Below are 18,168 nucleotides of genomic sequence, written 5' to 3' on the forward strand. Positions count from 1 at the left end.
GTCCGAGGCTGCAGAACGCGCCAAAACCCCACAACGGCCTGCGGAAGGAGAACGGGCCCGGTACTCATTTTCGCACAATAGCCCAGGAAAGAGGTGTGCCGGCTGCCACATCACCAATGCAGGCACAGCCTAAAATTTCGTTGTAGTGGCGGGGATGCAGCCCATGGGCGGGGCGTACACTGCGGACGTTTGATGTGGTAAATTTTTCGCCGGCACGAATGTCTTCGACAACAAAAAGCGAACGCCTCAATGCCACGTTTTCCTTTTGTTTTTCAGTCAGTTCATAACTGACGCACCCGAGTGCTTTTTCCACTGTACGAATATCTGTCACCATTCGCCTGAACTCGTCCGGCTCCATGGAAAAACCCGAGTCAGGACCACCGTCTGCCCGTGACAGCGTCAAGTGTTTTTCAACGATCCTCGCTCCAAGGCTGACTGCCGCAATCGCAACTGCACTGCCCAAGGTATGATCAGACAACCCCGCAATACACCCGAATGTCTGAGACAGATGAGGGATGGTCAGCAGATTCGCCTCTTCGGGCGGTGCCGGGTAGGCTGAAGTGCATTTAAGCAAAGCCAGCTCGGAACAGCCGGCGCTGCGCAATGCCCCGACAGCTTCGTCAATTTCCGCCAGAGTTCCCATTCCCGTGGACATAATTACAGGTTTTTTCGTACCGGCAATTTTGCGCAACAACGGGATATCCACAAGCTCAAAGCTGGCGACTTTATGACACGGAACGTTCAGCCCCTCCAGAAAGTCCACAGCCGTCTCATCAAAAGGAGTGGAAAAGCAGTCCATCCCCAGATCGTTGGCAAGAGCCATCAGACGCGGCTGCCACTCCCACGGAGTATACGCCTCCTGATACAGATCATACAGTGTTCTTCCAGACCAAGCTGTTCCTTTCACTAAAAATGTTGGGCTACTACCATTAAAAGTCAGAGTATCAGCAGTGTATGTCTGCATTTTTATTGCATCAGCACCTGCATCGGCAGCGGCCCGGACTATTGCCTCGGCACGCTCAATGTTCTGATTATGATTTGCCGACATCTCTGCTATTATATATGTCTTCTGTACACCTGATACAGGATCAGAAAACAATTTAAAAACATCATCCTGCATAATTTATGCACTATTCTCCAGAACAGACATTACAGAGGCTTCAGACATGGATATGCCTCTCCAAAAGTGCGCACGCCTACTGCTTCCACATATTTCTGCACATAGTGAATTTTCTTCCCGCACAGAGCATCAACCCACCATACGGCATCATCAAATCCGATTTTTTTACGGAACATTACGGTACTTGAAACGCGGGGATTAACTTCGAAAGGATAAAAAACAGAACCCACTCGTCTGCTTTGAATATTCAGGCAGCCCAGAAAGGGAGTCCGCTTTGCTATCATGACGGCCATCTCGTGCAAAAAGGGAGAATCCACCAACTCAACAACATGTGAAAATCCACCGGGATGCAACTTTCTTTTCAGAGTGACGGAGTAAACGCTTTCTCCGTCAGAAAAAACGCCCGTCGTATATTCTTCCTCAGCGGTTCCTATATGTTCCTGTGCAATAAGCCCCCCGTCATCTTTCGCCTTAAGATATGCGAGGTCAGTTTCATCCCTGGCTACACGGTACGACTTACTCCCACAGCCGGAATCTCCCTTTACAACGACCGGCAACCCCCACTCTCCTTCATACAGAGCAAGCGGCATTGTTCGCGGAGCGTTGAAACCGAGCTCCTGAAAAAAATTAGCGGTATTCAGTTTGCTTAAAAAAATGTCGAGCAATACCGGAGGAAGGACGGCAAGAGGGACTCCGGAACCAGCGCCGACGGATTTTTTACCTTTAGCAACCAAAATTTCTTTTTCTGAAACAGGAAGCACCGCAACCGGAGCATGCTTCTCACATAGGGTTTCAAGCTGCGTCCAATACTCCGGCGCACCTGCCGGCGGCAGTATCTCGAATTCTGTTAAAATATCGAACACGGGAGTGAGCGGAGACATGTCTGTGCCGACAACGGAGAACCCCCCCGCCACAAGCGAGCGAACGACGGATGCACCAACATCACCACCTACAGCGGTTACAATAACCTTATTGCTCATAGCGGGTGCCTCTCAAGAACGTCTGTTAAATAATCTGGGCAAGGCTGCGACTTCAACCCGGCAAGCAACGCGGTTTTGTCGTACTCCACATACCTCAGGGTAAAACTCCTCAATTCAGAGTCCACAACAGCGTATGTTGGCATCCCTCCCTTCCTTGGCTGCCCCAGCGAGCCGGGATTGCAGAACATGACTCCATCGTTCAACCGGCACATCGGATAGTGCGTGTGCCCCAGAAAAACAAATGGCGGTAACGTGGCACCGGAAGGAAGCTCGGAATCAGGATAGACATACCCGGTCAACGGTGCCGAAGGGCTGCCGTGACAACACAGCAACCCGGCATCGCTATCCTCATACTGTTCAGGAAGGCGCTTAATAAATTCATAAAGCAACTTCAGCCTGTCATCACCGCAATCAAGAAGCAGTTCCAACGCCGGCCCATACTTCATGGTATATTCGGAAGGTATGTAACCGGCTTCATAAAAGCCAACAAAATCCCTGTCGTGGTTGCCGGCAACTCCCACGAATTGCGGAAGCTCAAGCAACATTTCCCAGACGTCCAATGCCCCCCAATAGTAGCCGACAAGATCGCCCAGAAAAATATATCTGTCAGCCGCTTCACGCTGCAGACAAGGCAGCGCGGCCTGCATGGCATACTCATTTCCGTGAATGTCTGAGAACACACATATGCGCATAAGAAACCTATCTCACCCAACCGGAGCAAGCCCCCTGAACAGACCGATTGCCACGCTCCGGATATTCCCTGCAGTGACGCAAGATCTCTGCACAGGCATCAACGTAAAACAACGCTCCAGCTTGTTACGACCGTTTAGGCGGAGTCATTTTATTTTATAAAATCCCGCACCGTGCAATAATCTCCCGGGAAACAGCCCTGACATCCTTGAGGGATCCATTTTCGTAAAACGACCGGAACAAAGAAACTTGCGGCATCTTATCAGGGGCGGTCTGCCGTATGGTGCACTGCATTCCCGTCTCCATGACACCGGGATCAAAGTGGATAACGTCAACGCAACTGTTTTCAGCAGCCAGCACATCAAGAAACATCACCAAAGCACTTTTTGAAGCACAATATAATGACCAGCCTTCAATTACACGCTTAGCAGCCCCACTTGTAACATTGATAATTCCAAGAGGGATGCCACGTTCAACGCTATATTTGGCAAGGCGCGAAGAAATTATACTCGGGGCTGATATATTAACAGCATAAGATTCAACTATATCAGAACAGGCCAAGTCATGTACGGGAGCTATTGGAGAAATAGTGCCAGCATTGTTAATAAATACAATCTCTGAAACCCCCTCCGGAATCAGAGTACAGATATTTTCCAGCAGTTGAGGTTTACGCAGATCACACTCAACATACACTCCGGCCGGTGTCTTTGATATCCTCTCAAGTTTACGCCCGATAAACAGCGGCGTTAAAAAATCACCGGCAAGCTCTGCAAGATCGTTATGAAGAGCAAGCCCCAGCCCGCGAGTACAGCCTGACAGAACCACAAGCTTCATACTATACCACCCCACTCTGGCAGGCGAGCCAGCACCGCATGACTCCGTCTCCCTCTATTCTTTCTGCCCCGTCAAGGGTCTGCATACGGATTCCAGACCTGAAAGCTGCTGTCGCGGCATCAAGGTCATATGCAATTTTTTCAGACACCAGGCTGTCAACCAAAGCCTGCTGTCTCTCTGTGATCGCCAACACGGCAAAAGGGACTTTTGCTGCGCACAGCTCCCAACAGGTTGAGCCGGCAGCGGAGATACAAAAATCCGCCCAGGCAAGCTGCTCAGCCATATCGTCCAGCGGATTGACAAAAGACACGCTGTTCCAGCCAGCCTTAAACAACTTTTTCCATTCTGCAACAGGCGTCTCGCCTCTGATGACACGGAAATCTGCCCCCCTGGCAACGCAAACCCTGATGATCTCTTCAAGCATGGACAGCTTAGCTGAAGAATCACCTCCTCCAAGAGTCAGCAAAATATGCTGCCGTGCTCCTGCCTCCTTTCTTGCTACCTGCCTTTTTACAGTTAAAAACTCCTGCCGCAGCAACACGTATCGGGGGCCGAGCAATTTTATTCCAATCTGTCCGGCGTAATTATGGTCTGCCGCTCCTACATTCTGATTTAATAAGACATCAGCATCATACTCCCCAAGAGCGTTGAAATCATCTATGACCAAAAGGCCATATCCGGCACTGCGAATGCATTTCTGGCAGGAGCTGCCAAAATGGTAGCCGTCCAGTACAGTCAGGGTCTGCTGCGGGGCAGCCTCGCCGGCGCCGGATGCAAGCTGTCTGAGAATATCCGTACAATCTTCGCTTGTCGGCACATTTCCTGAAAGAGGATGAAACAACACGCCTACCTGCCGGACTTTATGCAGAACCCAGTCCAGCTCAATGCGCCCGACCAGTGCGGCAGAGCCGCCTTTGTCCAACCAGTACTGGATAAAAGCCAGACAACGCATTACATGTCCCGCCCCAATAGCCGGAGTAGCGTCTGCACGCACGATCAGATGAGAGTATTTTGCTGAACACATTGTCATAATCGGATAAAGCGACACATCCTCCGTCAGGAGACATCTGAAAAACTTATTTTTGTGCCTTTCGCGACAAACGAGGAGGCTCGCTTTCCCAAAAGAAGCCTGTCCAGATTGGCAGTGATACCGTCACCCGGGCGGGCATAATCCAGATGCACCTGCTCGATAGTTGTCCCGGGCTCAATATCCGCAGCAGCGATAACTGAACGCTTTGCAACGGACGGAACCGAGAGTTCCTGCGTTGTTTTTATTTTCCGCGGCGTTCCCAGCCCCGTCTCAACATCGCGGATGGTCTGCACAAAGCCCGCAGCTTCGTGAGGCTCCAGCGACATGATATGCTCCGGACTCCGGATAAGCCGGTCCAACGTAATGGTTTTTTCAATCATGTCAGCCCCCAGAGCAACAGCGGCGATGTCCATGGTGGCCCCCGGTGTATGATCTGAAAACGCGACAGGATACGGAAACATCTGTTTGAGCGTCGTGATAATGCGCAGATTAATGCTTTCGAGCCGGGCGGGATACCCGCTCGGGCAATGGTTGATTATGATTCTCCGGCAGCCGGAGCGCTCCAGCACATCCACAGCCTCTTCAACTTCGGCAATGGTGGCATTACCCGTGTCAATCTGAACAGTCCATGAGTACTGCGCCGCAAGGCGGAGAAAATGGTGGTATGTAATATCGCCCGATGCAATTTTAACACAATCAGCACCTATTTCCGCCAACAATTCCAGCTCGGAAGCCGTTGTCGCAGTGGAAAAAAACAATATTCCCCTATCAGAACAATATCGACCGAGTTCGCGCCACTCATCCCGCGACAACTCTCTGCGCTGCAAAATTTCCTGTAATGATTCTGTAACTTCGATGCTTTCGCCCGTATCTTTATTAACCAGCGCATTATAAGTAAACATCGTAGATGGATCCGGAACAAGCCGCTTAGCATCCACTGTCTGAAATTTAATCGCATCTGCGCCTGCTTCCACCGCAACATCCACCAATTTGCAAGCAGTCTGCAGGCCATCATGCGTTGGTCCGGCCTCAAACACTATGCATACGCTTCTCTTGTTTTCTGAGTAAGACCATTCTTTCTTAAAAAGATCAGACATTGCAGTCTCCACTTGCAAGATGCTTGGCAAAAAGTAAAGCCATCTCATAATCCTCGCGGGTATCAATATCAACAGACCGGACAGCCGGCATCAGGTACCCCTTGAGTCTCATGCCGGAAAACTTGCGGGTTTTCATAAACTTGCTGACGCGCGCCGCATACGTGCTGCCGTTATCCACCACAGCCTCGGGTACATGCTGTGATTTTAAACCGGCAACCAGCGGCCACGCATAGCTGCAGTAACCGGCATCGTTGACATACATCGCCTGATGCGGCGGCAAAGAAAAGCGGACCATCGCATGAGCATAGTCCGCACCGTCTCTCTCCACCAGCCCGACAACTTCCCTGATATCATCAGCCGTCCTGAGAGGGGCCGTGGCATAAAGCGCGCAAAGAATATCATACTCTTCACCGCCGGCTGCCAGGCTTTCAAGCATGTGATGGCATACGTCAACTACAGATGCCGTATCCGTGGCAAGATGCGCGGGGCGTTCGGCAACATCGTACCCGTAGGATGCTGCCACACCGGCAATTTCGGAATCTTCTGTCGAAACAACAATTCTGTCGAACAATCCGCTGTCCCGGGCTGCCTCACACGTCCAGATAAGCATCGGCTTACCCATAAACTGCAGGACATTCTTACGCGGAAGCCTTTTTGACCCGCCGCGGGCAGGAATAATTGCTATTCGCTTCATTGTTTCCCCTAGGTCAGCCGCTGAAAACCGGACAAACAGGGCTGCCCTTTCAGCTGTCCCCTTATATCGCCTGTTTCAGCGATAATGCCGAAAACCTCATCGCAGGCACTCAGGTACTCTTCCACATGGTCCGGGGTGTGCGCTCCCATTGCATAAAAATCAGTGCTGGCCAGAATACCGCGTTCAAGCATCAGCTGGATGAAGAAAGCACGCTTAACCAGATGGTCTTCGCCGAAGCTGAAATGGCCCATCGGCTTCATACCGCTTACAGTGACCGGCAAACCGTGTTTTCTCCCCAACTCCAGCCAGCCGTCCTGCACCCGGGTACCTATTCTGACCAGATGGCTGCCCAAATTGAGCCTCTGATGTTTTTTCAGCGTGGCAATGGCGGCAACCGGACCTATTCTTTCTGTCCAGTTGGTCGAACTGATAAAGGTGTCAGAAGCGGCGCTCATAACCTTTTGTGTACCGATGATGGCAGACATGGCGTACCCGTTTGCCAGAGCCTTCGAAAAAACGGCAATGTCCGGAATGAAACCGTCGTAGCACAGGTGTGCGCCACCGGTAGTAAAGCGCAGTCCCGCAGATATCTCGTCTACAACAAGCGGCACATCAAGCCGGGTCGCCACATCACGCAGACGGGCAAGAAACGCAGGGTCAGGAGTGAAATTACGGACAGGCTCGGTCACTATGGCCGCAAGATTGTCTTGATGTTCTGCAACCAGAGCATCGAATCCTTCAATATCATTGTACCTGAAAGGATAAGCTGAATGGCACAGACTTCTGGGCACACCTGCGGGGGGCAATCCTTTCATCAGATGCCCGTCAAGGGCAGATTCATCGCTCAGGTTTGCAGCAAGATACCAGTCCTGCCAGCCGTGATAACCGCAAAAAAGCACTACACCTTTTCCGGTGTATGTGCGTGCAATGCGCACAGCAACCGCCATCGCCTCGCCGCCGGAACGCGCAAAACGGGCCTGTTCGGCCCACGGATGCAACTCGCACAACAGGTCGGCAAGCTCCACTTCCTCCGGACAGTTCAGACTTGACGCCACGCCTTGCCTCACCGCCGCGCAAACGGCATCGTCAACATCTTCATCAGCATACCCGAGAACACATGCCCCGATTCCGGCGATGGACATATCCAGATACTTATGACCGTCAAGGTCCCAGATATATGCCCCTTTGGCTTTGGAATAATATGTCGGCCAGACCCCTTCACCGAAGCGCGTGGGATTTTTTGAAAGCAACTGCGTCAGATTGGGTATCCGCTGTTTTGCTTTCGCCTGATATTCACTGCAACGCGACATTACTCGTCCTCTTCTTCCAGCATGCCGGATTCAGCACCTCCGGGTTCTGTTCCGGCATAATGGCTGTTAACGCTTCCAGAAAAGATTCCCGCGAACAGGCGGAAAGCAGGCTGACTGCATTTTCTTCCACCTGCCCGACTGTTTCGGCACCGAATAAAATAAATGCTGAGGGATAGCGGTAATAAACAAAAAGCAGCGCCGCCTGCGCCTGTGTCAGACCAAAACGGCGGCAGCACTGCTGAAATTCATGCAGATATGGAGCAAGGCACCGCAGGTGCTCCGGAAGCTCGTCCGGTGCAAGGCAAAGCACGCCTTGCAGCAACGCACTGCGAATGTAGACTGTTTTACCGGCGGCTCCGGCTCTTTCAAAAATACCGGCCAGTTCAAAGCGCCGGTCAAAAACCGAAGCCGGCAGCTGCAGTGCGGTAATCATGGGGTGAGCCAGAGCTTTGTGTGCAGCATCTGTGGTGTATACAGAAACCCCGATGCCGCCCAGTATGCCGTCATGCATCATCTGCTGCAGCACCCGGCCTGTTTCGCCGTCAAGATACTCAAGCTCCTCTTCTCTGTGGAGCATCAGGCAGCGGAGATGTGATACGCGCAAACGCTCCAATGAAGCCGCAACGATTCCGGACAGCAGAGAAGCGGAACAGGGTAACGTGTGTGGCGGCAGCTTAGTGATGATTTCAGGAGATTCAGCACCCGCTGCCCGCAAGGAAAAACCCAGTACCCGCTCGCTGTCGCCGTAGGCTGCCGCAGTGTCAAAAGCAGTTATCCCGCTTTTCCATGCAGCGGAAACAATTCCGTCAGCACACCGCTGGTCGGGCTTACCGGTGCGGTTGGCAACGCCGTAAGGCATGCCCAGCTGTACCGTTCCCAAAACAAACCGTGAAGTCATATCCACCTCAAAAGCCGCACAGCGCAACAGCAGAAATCATACGGGCTGACATAACGCACAAACGCGCTGCACATCCTCTTCAGACATTCCCGCCCACATAGGCAGGGTAAGCAGGCGTTCGTATGCGGCTTCCGCAACGGGGCAACATGTTTCTGCATATCCGTTTTTCCGGTAATACGGATGCATATATACCGGCTTATAGTGCACATTGACGCCGATCTGCGCCTTGCGCATCATCCGGAACAAAGCGTCCCGCCCGTCACAAAAAACAACAAACAAATGGTACGCGTGCAGGACATCCGCAGAACAGGCAGGCAGTTCCAGATTTTTCCCCGCCAGCCGCTGCCTGTAACAGGCCGCCAGAATATTTCGTTTTGCAACCCAGTCATCCAGCCTTGCAAGCTGTGACATGCCCAGAGCGCACTGCAGGTCGGACAGCCGGTAGTTGTAGCCCAGTTCCACCATGTCATACTGCCATGCAGAAGCTTTTTCCCGCTGATGAGAATCTGTGGTTATGCCATGATTTCTGAAAACCCGCATGGCGTGTGCCCAGTCAGGATCGGCCGTTACAGCCATGCCCCCTTCTGCGGTGGTGATATGCTTTACCGGATGAAAGCTGAAAACACTGATATCCGCAATTGATCCGACAGGCCGCCCCTTGTATCTTGCCCCCGCGGCATGACAGGCATCGGCCACCAGACGCAGCGAATACCGGTCCGCAAGGGTTCGCAGAGCGTCCCAGTCGCAGGGGTGGCCGGCATAGTCCACGCCGACAAGCACCTTTGTCCGCGGAGTTATACACCGTTCGGCCGATTCTGGATCAATGAGCAGTGTGCGCGGGCAGACGTCAGCAAAAACAGGTCTGGCCCCGCAATGCAAAACAGCATTTGCCGTGGCCGCAAAAGTCATTGCAGGAACAATCACCTCATCGCCTGCCGTTACTCCCAGAGCATGATAGGCGCAGTGCAGCGCGGCCGTGCCGCTATTGACCGCAACTCCCAGCCCGCCACAGACATGGGCGGCAAAGGCCTGCTCAAAATCTCTCACGGCCGGACCGGTCGTAAGCCAGTCGCCACGCAGAACTCCGACAACGGCTTCGATATCGTCTTCAGATATAATCTGACGGCCATACGGCAAAAAAGAAGACATCAGCGTTCCTGAACAGGGAAGCCCTGACTGGCAAGAATGCGTCGCAGTTCGTCCACGGAAAGCCACTGGTCGTTTGTTGCGGAACTGTAGGCAAAGCCCTCTTCGACGGGACGGCCCTCGGGCCCCTGATATCTGTACGTTTCGGGTTTGATTACATAGTAATCACCGATATCAATGGTATGACGGGAATCTTCACTGGTGATCATCACCTCGTGCAGCTTTTCACCCGGCCGTATTCCGACAACTTTTGTCTCACATCGGGGCGCAATGGCTTCCGCAAGGTCGGTAATGCGCATACTGGGAATTTTGGGAACCAGCACTTCGCCGCCACCGGCTATTTCAAAGGAACGGAGAACCATTTCCACACTTTGTTCAAGGGTAATCCAGAAGCGAGTCATGCGCGGGTCGGTGATGGGAATCACCGCGCCTTCATCTCTTTTCTTGATAAAAAACGGGATGACGCTCCCGCGGCTGCCCATGACATTGCCGTACCTGACAACTGAAAATTTTGTTTCGCAGGCGACAAAGGCATTGGCCGCTATAAAAAGCTTGTCCGAGCAGAGCTTTGTGGCACCGTACAGGTTAACCGGGCTGACAGCTTTGTCGGTGGACAGCGCCACCACCTTTTTAACATTCATGTCCGCAGCCACGTTCACAACGTTCTGCGCGCCATAAATATTTGTTTTAATGCACTCTGTCGGGTTATACTCAGCCGCCGGCACCTGCTTCAGTGCTGCAGCATGAATAATATAGTCCACGCCGCGTAACGCTCTGTACAGGCGCTCTTTGTCACGTACATCGCCAATGAAATACCTCAGGCACTCATGCTCATCAGGGTCGAACTGCTGTGCCATCTCAAACTGTTTGAGTTCATCCCTCGAAAAAATGATCAGGCGCTCCGGACTGTATTTCTGCAAAAGAATCTCAGTGCATTTTTTGCCGAAAGAACCTGTTCCACCGGTAATAAGTATACGCTTGCCATTAAACATCAACTACAGCCCGTATGGTTTAAAGAAGTATCGTCAAAGCCGGAAGCCAGTCACAGACGGATATCCACTTACACATACAGTGTAAAGTGATGATTAGTCTTTACCCCCTGCGGGTAAAATAGGCAACACGGGAAGAGCAGACAGGCGGAAGGTGACGCAAAGCCCGGTGTAACCGTCACTGCGCGTTAAGGATACCGCGGACACGACGGGAACAACTTTTTGTTGCGGCAGAAAAAAGGGGAAAACGCACAAGCTGACATGATGTAAATGCGCAACAAAAAAAGGGTTACATTGAAAATGTAACCCTTTTATCTTTCTGTGGCGTCCCCAAGGGGATTTGAACCCCTGTCGCCTGCGTGAAAGGCAGGTGTCCTGGGCCAGGCTAGACGATGGGGACGCTTTATATGGCGCCGAGGCTGTTTGCCTGCAACGCGAAGAGGTGTTTAAGGTACGGCCCATGATTCGTCAAGCGTTTTGTACAAGGAAAGGCACTTTTCCTCATTGACTCTTTGCGGAACGGTCTTACTATAGGGGTGAGGCGAGGACAACGGGTCCGGAGCCGAACGGAAGAACACTGACGGAGGATGCGACGGATTAATTCCCACGACGAGTCCCGAGAAGAAAGAACCTGCCGGTGATACATGTCGTGCCGGAGCCAAGGCTTAAAGCCGTATGGCCGGACGACCCGGGCGGCCCGGAAATTTCAGGCAGGTTCTTTCGCGTTCCCAGCACAGCAAGCGCCACAGGCGCTTTTTTTTGTGTCTGACGCAATGACTGCCGCCCGCATGCCGCCCCATGGCCAGCCCCCGCCGGAAAAAGCCCGCACGGCTCCCGCCGTACGGCATAAGCACACGGAACGGCAAAATCATACGGTACAGCACCTGTGGCCGCCGACCATGCGGCCGCGATTGCACCATCCGCCGGCTGTTGCGGCTCTCTGCTCCTTCGCATTGCACCACTGCGGCCGTACAGACCGACGCCCCGCAACCAGCCTGCGGCAGGAACGGGGCGCCGGGTATTGCTCTTTCCGGAAAGCGGTGCCGAACGGGGCACCTCCGGAGGCTGCACAGTCTATTTACCGAACGGACATTTGGGCCATGTACAGGTTTTGCAGTTATGGCAGAATCCGCCTTCTGCCAGCCGGGCCAGATCACGGCGGGTCACATCGCATCCCGCCAGCAGGCGCGGCAGCAGCAGATCAAACCCTGTCGTTTTGTAATACAACGCACATGCGGGCACTCCTATCACGCGGGCCACGGTTCCGTTGTGGCGCAGTCTGCCCACCAGCGTCATGGTGCCGGGCAGCACCGGCATGCCGTACAACGCATCAGTCAGGCCGGCGTCCACCAGTCCGGCGCGGGTCACATCGTCGGGATCCACGCTCATGCCTGCCGTGGTCACCACCAGTTCAGCGCCCTGTTCCAGAAAACCCCGTACGGCCTGCGCTATGGCTTCTCTGTCATCGGGAACAATACTGCTGCTCACCACCTCGCAGCCCAACCCCATCAGTTTGCCGGTGACAATGGGAATAAACCGGTCTTCTATCAGTCCCTGAAACACCTCTGTTCCGGTAACCAGCACAGCTGCTTTTTTCACTTTCAGCGGCAGCACGGAAAGCACCGGACTGTCCCCCAGCGCAGTCAAAGCCCTGCTGAAATGTTCCTGTGACAGGTACAATGGAATGGCGCGGCTGCCGGCTATCAGGCGTCCTTCCTCCACAACCGCTGCATGATGGCGGGTTGCCAGCATGACATCCGGCACCAGATTAAACCGCTCAAGCGCTTCCAGATCAATGCTCAGCATACCTGTACGGGCAGCACGGAAATTGATTTTGCCCTCACGCGGCGGCAGGTCATACTCCACCCCCTGCCCTGCCATACGGGCGGCAAATGCCTGCACGGCGTCGTTTTCATGCACCCACTCGGAACCGGGCAAAGCCGAATCGTCATAGACATGAAACTTGCCCATACGCTGCAGACGGCACAGGTCGCCCGCTTCCAGCGTCTGTCCGGCCAGCACAGCCGGTCCCTTGGCCTCGTCGGGAATAATCTCCGTCATATCATGCAGCGCTGTTCTGCCGTAGGCATCTTCCACCGGCACCACGCGCAGCGGGGCCCGCTCGAGCACACCGCCGGCAGCGCCGGAGCCCCCCTCACGGGCATCCACCACATAAGGAGCCTCGCCCTGACAGCCGCGGCATATACCGCCGTCGCGGGAAGGATACGGTTCGCCGCAGACAGGACATACCCCCACTTCTCCCATGTGCGCGTGCCCCAGATGCTTGGGATCGATGCGCACAGCCTGAATGGAGCATACGGACTCGCCCGCCTCCTCAATCTCTCTGAACAGCTGGTCGGAATCCTGCTCCGCCTTGGGACGCAGCTTCATGAACCATGCGTAATATTCGGGCCACGCCTTGAGTTTGGCGGCATCGACGTATACCCGGTACCCCTCCCCTGTATATTTGTCATACAGCGACACCGCATAACGGCCCAGCGGAACAACCTTCATCCACTGGTTGCCTGTGCTGCACAAAGTCAGCAGCTGAACAGCATCCGGCAGACATTTGGCCGACTCCACCATGGCCTCGAACAACGTCCCCTCGGGCAGATGACGACGGGCCATTTCCACCATATACCCCCCGAGCAGAAGCCCCGGAGCGGGATAACTGTGAAAAGCGGCGGCCAGTTCCTTGAACTCTTCAAACGTGTACTTGCCGATGTTCATACGCGTAACAGCCTTCTTTCCGTTTATCGGTTGCAACAAACTGCGCGCCGCACAAAGGCGGCATCACATTCCGCGCCTGCAGGCAGTGCAACAGAATGCAACACCGGCCCTGCAATAGATTTTTCCATACCTTGTGGGACGTTCCGCGTCCACCCCCCTGCCTTTTATGTACGGTCTGCCACCTTGCTGTGTGCGCCCCAGCCTTCCGGTGTCTGCGGGCCTGCCCGTAATACTCCGGAATAACGGCTGGAAAAAAATAATGCAGCCTGCACAAAAAAATCACCCCCTATCATTGACACCCATACCCCCTATGGGTATGCAGCAAGAAAGGGAAGACGGCAAGCCGTTATGTAAAACCCAACATGCCACCAGCGCCCGACCCGCCCGCCTGTCTGCTGCGGGCCGCATGCAGGCGCAGAAAGGCAATCTGCATCAGGAGGATGTATGCAACGCAGAATCATCACCGGTATCGTGGCCGCCCTGTTTCTGACCACAGCCTTCAGCATGGCCTTTGCCGACGGCGGCAACGCCCGCAAGGGTAAGTACCTGTTCCGCAAACACTGCCGCAGCTGTCACGGAGCTAGCGCGGGTGATCTTTCGCCCAGTTCAAAGCTGCAGAAAGAATGGCGCGCTCTCAAGGCAGACACGTCATCCATTCCCTGCAAAGCAGACTGGGAAGGCCTTTCCGACAGCGACCTCAACGACATTTTCACCTACATGATCGACTTCGCCAAGGACTCCCCCTCTCCGGCGAAGTGCAGCTAGGCAGCCTCCGGATACCGGACTGTGCCACGGCAGGGCGCAGTCCGGTACGCACAGGGGCGCACAAGCAACAACAGGAGGTTATCCATGTCGGACATCAGGCAGCCCAGACTGACCAGACGGGGCTTTTTCAAGGCCGCCGGGCTGGCCGCAGCGGCAGGAGCCGGAGCGCCTGTGCTCGGTTCGCTGACACCGGCCGTACGCTCGGCAAAGGCCGCAGACCCCGGTTTCACCTCACACTATTCCGCCTGCGACATGTGCTTTAATAAATGCGGGGTTATCGCCCGTGTGCAGGAAGGTGTGGTTACCAAACTCGACCCGAACCCCAAATTTCTTAAATCGCGCGGCATGCTGTGTGCCCGCGGCAATGCAGGCATTGCTCAGTTGTATGATTCGGACCGGCTGAAATACCCCCTGCTGCGCACCGGAAAGCGCGGAGAAGGCCGCTGGAAAAGGATTCCGTGGGATGAGGCTCTGGACATGGCGGCCGAACGCATGCAGGAGGTACGCAGCAAGTATACCCCCTGCGGTATGCTGTTCACTGCCGGAGCGGATCTGCAGTCGCAGTTTGTAAGCCGTTTTGCCGAGGTGTTCGGCTCGTACAACATCACTTCGCACGAATCCCTGTGCCTGCTTTCCAACAACCGCGCATATCTTGATACCTTCGGCGAGACTCCGTACGCCGACGTGCTTAACAGCCGTTACATCATCATGGCCGGGGCCAACAGGTTCGAGGCGCTGGTCACCCCCGACTCCATGGACATGATGACCGCCCTGCGCAGCGGCTGCAAACTGGTTGTGCTGGATCCCCGACACACCAAAACGGCAGCACTGGCAAGTGAATGGCACCCCATACGTCCCGGAACAGACATGGCGTTCATGCTTGCAGTCGCCCATGTCATCATTGCTGAAAAATTATACGATGAAGAATGGATACGCGAAAAAACATATGGTCTGGAGCAGCTGGCCGGACATGTGCGGCCCTACACACCGCAATGGGCCGAACAAGAATGCGGCATTCCTGCGCAGGACATAGCCCGCATGGCCCGGGAACTGGCTGCCGCGGCACCTGCAGCCATGGTGTACCCCGGACGGCGCACATCCGATTACAGCAATTCCACCCAGATCCGCCGCAGCTTTGCCATAGTCAACGCCCTGCTGGGCAACTGGGATAAACCCGGCGGCCTGCTTGCCGCACGGGCCGTGGGGTTGAAAGGTGTACCCTATGATGCCCCGTGGTACGACGAAAACCCCTTTGAACGCGTGGACGCAGGCATTGTTCCGGGCCTGTTTGAACATGACGGCTCGTTTGTACTGACCCGCGAGGCGGTGCTCAGCGCAGAGCCTTATCCGCTCAAAGGCTGGTTCGTGTACAAGACCAACCCCATGGTCAATGCCCCCGACCGCGCGCGCACCATTGAAATGTGCAACGCCATGGACTTCATGGTGGTTGTCGATATCGCCATGAGCGACACCGCCTGCATGGCAGACCTTGTCCTGCCTGCTCCCGGTTATCTTGAAAGACAGGACCCGGCATCAGGACTTCAGGGGTCATCGGCCTGCGCCTGTGTGGTGCAGCGCGACCCCGTTGTACCTGCGCTGTACGAATCGCGCCCCGTGTTTGAAATAGTCAAGGAACTGGCCGGAAGGCTTGATCTGGCGGAATACTTTGACTTCACCATAGAAGAATACCGCGCGAAACAGCTTGCCGACCTGCCGGATGCCCCGCAGGCTCTTGAGCGTGACGGCGTGTATTACAACCCCAGCAAGGTCTACGGCATATACGAAGACCGCATATACAAAACATTCAGCCACAAAATAGAGCTGTACAACCAGCGGTACGAAAGCATGGGGCTGGACCCCATGCCCGTCTACACGCCCCCTGCCGCAGCGCCGCAGGGCCGATTCAGGCTGATCATCGGACGCAACGCCTGTGTCACGCACGGTTCCACCAACAACAATGCCCTGATTCACGAACTGGTACCCGAAAACACCCTGTGGATTCATCCGCAATCAGCAACGCCGCTGGGCATACGCGACGGCGACATGGTCGAAGTTTCGTCGCCTGCGGGCAAAGGCACCATAAAGGCGGAAGTCACCGAACGCATCCGCCCCGACTGTGTGTACATGCTCACAGGCTTCGGCACCATTTCTGACGGCCTGAGCCGTATCAAAGGTGTGGGAGCCAGCATAGCCGCCCTGCTGGAAGGGCACTATGACAGTGTTTCCGGCAATGCCGCCATGCACGAAACCTTTGTATCCGTCAGCGGGAGGGCATCATGACCCAGCAGTTCGCCATGGTTATCGATTCCGCCAGATGCATCGACTGCAAAGCGTGCGTGGTTTCCTGCAAAGTGGCAAACAATGTTCCGGCAGGATTCTCACGCAACTGGATCAAAGCAGACGGACCGGTGGTCAAGGCGGGAAAAGGGCCTTTCGGGCATTTCCAGCCGGGCGCGTGCATGCACTGCGAATCTCCCACCTGCGTGGAAGCCTGCCCCACAGGCGCCACATGGAAAGACAGGGAGACCGGCATAGTGGAAATAGACCCCGCACTGTGCATCGGCTGCGGCAACTGCATTCCTGCATGCCCGTACGGGGCGCGCTTCCGTAATCCGCAAAAGCGCATTGCCGACAAGTGCAACTACTGCCCCGAACGCCGTGCCGCCGGACTGCCCCCCGCATGTGTGGACACATGCCCCACCAAGGCGCGGGTGTTCGGCGATATTCTGAACCCCGAAACAGAAGCCGCACGGCTGCTTACCCGCAACAGCGGCCATGTGACGCAGCTGATACACGAAAAAAGCAACACGGCACCGCACATGTACTATGTCGGCGGCACCGCACCCGCAGGCTGGATGCATGAAGCAAAGGCTCCGGCATCCATGCGCGCGCTTACCGGTGTTGTGGCACCGGGAGTCAAGGGACTGGTGGCGCTTTCGGGCCTGGGCGTACTGGTTATGCTGGGCAGGCAGCTGCTGGACAGCAGAAAATCAGGCGACGGAGGCCACGACCGGCCACACGCGTCCGGCAGTAATGCGTCCGGCAGCAGTGCTTCCGGCAGCAATACATCCGGCACACAACACTCTGCGCCGGCAGACACCGAAGACAGCAGGGAGTAGGAGGACGCCATGAACAGAACATACAAGCGCCATGACCGCTCCGACATAGCCATACACTGGTTCAACGCCCTGTGCTGGCTGCTGCTGCTTGTCAGCGGGCTGGGGCTGATCAGCAACCCCGCTCTGAATCCGCTGGGAGAACGCCTGCCGGCGGCACTGCGCGCTTTTGCCGGCGGCGGAGGCAACCTGCTGGTCTTTCACGAAGCCGTGGGAATAGGCTGGATAACTTCCTTTGTGCTGTACCTTGTACTCAACCCGCGCGGCGCACTTTTCTTTCTGAAAGAGATCTTCAGCGTGAGTCCTGCGCGGGACATGACGTGGATGCTGCGCAAGATGGTGCTTATGACCGCAGGCGAAAAAGCCCTGCGCCGTCTCGGACAGCCTGCCGATCTGCCGCCTCAGGGCTTTTACAACATGGGGCAGAAAGGATTCGCGCAGGTGGCCGTCATCGGCGGGCTGGTCATCGCCGCCACCGGACTGGTGATGGTGTTTTCCGACGCGGGACCGGTCACGCCGTCCGCAGCGCTTACAGGCTGGGCGGTAACGCTGCACTATCTTGCTGTGGGTGTGGTTCTGGCAGGTCTGCTGGTGCACATATACATGGCGGCCATATCACCGGAAGAACGGCCGGGGTTCCGCTCCATGTTCACCGGCGTGGTGCCCGAAGATTATGCAAAGCATCACCACCGGCTGTGGTACGACCGCGTGGCCCGTCATACGCAGGAATAACCATCCGGCGGCGCAGGTAAAGCCGCCTGCCGCCGGA

16 protein-coding genes and 1 tRNA gene are annotated in these 18,168 nt (G+C 55.2%); 4 read left to right on the forward strand and 13 right to left on the reverse strand.

From position 1 onward, the window contains the following. Positions 1 to 64: 64 nt before the first annotated feature. From pseI to H586_RS0106425, 13 genes are all read right to left on the reverse strand, one after another. Positions 65 to 1,120, reverse strand: a complete 1,056-nt coding sequence (gene pseI, locus H586_RS0106360) for a pseudaminic acid synthase (RefSeq protein WP_034618682.1) — start codon at positions 1,118 to 1,120, stop codon at positions 65 to 67. 29 nt (positions 1,121 to 1,149) lie between these two features. Further along, on the reverse strand, positions 1,150 to 2,100 hold the full coding sequence (locus H586_RS0106365; protein WP_027181613.1) for an ATP-grasp domain-containing protein: 951 nt from the start codon (positions 2,098 to 2,100) through the stop codon (positions 1,150 to 1,152). After that, entirely contained in the window at positions 2,097 to 2,792 is a 696-nt protein-coding gene (locus H586_RS0106370) for a metallophosphoesterase family protein (RefSeq protein ID WP_081701782.1), read from the reverse strand. The genes H586_RS0106365 and H586_RS0106370 overlap by 4 nt, the downstream gene beginning before the upstream one ends. Before the next feature lie 154 nt (positions 2,793 to 2,946). Next, complete coding sequence (locus tag H586_RS0106375) at positions 2,947 to 3,624, reverse strand: SDR family NAD(P)-dependent oxidoreductase (protein WP_034618683.1); 678 nt, start codon at positions 3,622 to 3,624, stop codon at positions 2,947 to 2,949. Between the two features lies 1 nt (position 3,625). Then, entirely contained in the window at positions 3,626 to 4,672 is a 1,047-nt protein-coding gene (locus H586_RS0106380) for a PseG/SpsG family protein (RefSeq protein ID WP_211232555.1), read from the reverse strand. Positions 4,673 to 4,680: 8 nt separating this feature from the next. Further along, entirely contained in the window at positions 4,681 to 5,751 is a 1,071-nt protein-coding gene (locus H586_RS18415; RefSeq protein ID WP_051363896.1) for an N-acetylneuraminate synthase family protein, read from the reverse strand. Next, on the reverse strand, positions 5,744 to 6,445 hold the full coding sequence (locus H586_RS0106390) for an acylneuraminate cytidylyltransferase family protein (RefSeq protein WP_027181617.1): 702 nt from the start codon (positions 6,443 to 6,445) through the stop codon (positions 5,744 to 5,746). Before H586_RS0106390 ends, H586_RS18415 begins: the two co-directional genes overlap by 8 nt. 8 nt (positions 6,446 to 6,453) lie before the next feature. Beyond that, a complete protein-coding gene (locus H586_RS0106395) occupies positions 6,454 to 7,755 on the reverse strand; it encodes an aminotransferase class III-fold pyridoxal phosphate-dependent enzyme (protein ID WP_027181618.1) in 1,302 nt (433 codons plus the stop codon). Further along, positions 7,739 to 8,653: an aldo/keto reductase gene (locus H586_RS0106400; protein ID WP_027181619.1), complete on the reverse strand. Its 915-nt coding sequence runs from the start codon at positions 8,651 to 8,653 to the stop codon at positions 7,739 to 7,741. Before H586_RS0106400 ends, H586_RS0106395 begins: the two co-directional genes overlap by 17 nt. A gap of 36 nt (positions 8,654 to 8,689) precedes the next feature. After that, positions 8,690 to 9,802, reverse strand: coding sequence for a UDP-4-amino-4,6-dideoxy-N-acetyl-beta-L-altrosamine transaminase (gene pseC / locus H586_RS0106405; RefSeq protein ID WP_027181620.1), 1,113 nt, complete (start codon positions 9,800 to 9,802; stop codon positions 8,690 to 8,692). Next, positions 9,802 to 10,791 (reverse strand): UDP-N-acetylglucosamine 4,6-dehydratase (inverting), encoded by a 990-nt coding sequence (gene pseB, locus H586_RS0106410; RefSeq protein ID WP_027181621.1) that lies wholly within the window; start codon positions 10,789 to 10,791, stop codon positions 9,802 to 9,804. The genes pseC and pseB overlap by 1 nt, the downstream gene beginning before the upstream one ends. 319 nt (positions 10,792 to 11,110) lie before the next feature. Continuing rightward, positions 11,111 to 11,188, reverse strand: a tRNA-Glu gene (locus tag H586_RS0106415). Positions 11,189 to 11,862: 674 nt separating this feature from the next. Continuing rightward, positions 11,863 to 13,518: an FmdE family protein gene (locus H586_RS0106425; protein ID WP_027181623.1), complete on the reverse strand. Its 1,656-nt coding sequence runs from the start codon at positions 13,516 to 13,518 to the stop codon at positions 11,863 to 11,865. Between the two features lie 444 nt (positions 13,519 to 13,962). On the opposite strand from H586_RS0106425, the gene H586_RS0106435 reads away from it, so the two are divergent. From H586_RS0106435 to H586_RS0106450, 4 genes are all read left to right on the forward strand, one after another. After that, positions 13,963 to 14,283, forward strand: a complete 321-nt coding sequence (locus tag H586_RS0106435; protein WP_011366772.1) for a cytochrome c — start codon at positions 13,963 to 13,965, stop codon at positions 14,281 to 14,283. 84 nt (positions 14,284 to 14,367) lie between these two features. Next, on the forward strand, positions 14,368 to 16,563 hold the full coding sequence (locus H586_RS0106440; protein ID WP_027181624.1) for a molybdopterin-dependent oxidoreductase: 2,196 nt from the start codon (positions 14,368 to 14,370) through the stop codon (positions 16,561 to 16,563). Further along, complete coding sequence (locus H586_RS0106445) at positions 16,560 to 17,402, forward strand: 4Fe-4S dicluster domain-containing protein (protein ID WP_027181625.1); 843 nt, start codon at positions 16,560 to 16,562, stop codon at positions 17,400 to 17,402. Before H586_RS0106440 ends, H586_RS0106445 begins: the two co-directional genes overlap by 4 nt. 9 nt (positions 17,403 to 17,411) lie before the next feature. Beyond that, positions 17,412 to 18,131, forward strand: coding sequence for a formate dehydrogenase subunit gamma (locus tag H586_RS0106450; RefSeq protein ID WP_011366769.1), 720 nt, complete (start codon positions 17,412 to 17,414; stop codon positions 18,129 to 18,131). Positions 18,132 to 18,168 lie beyond the last annotated feature (37 nt).

Source organism: Oleidesulfovibrio alaskensis DSM 16109 (genome assembly GCF_000482745.1).
In the GTDB taxonomy this organism is placed as follows: Bacteria; Desulfobacterota; Desulfovibrionia; order Desulfovibrionales; family Desulfovibrionaceae; genus Oleidesulfovibrio; species Oleidesulfovibrio alaskensis.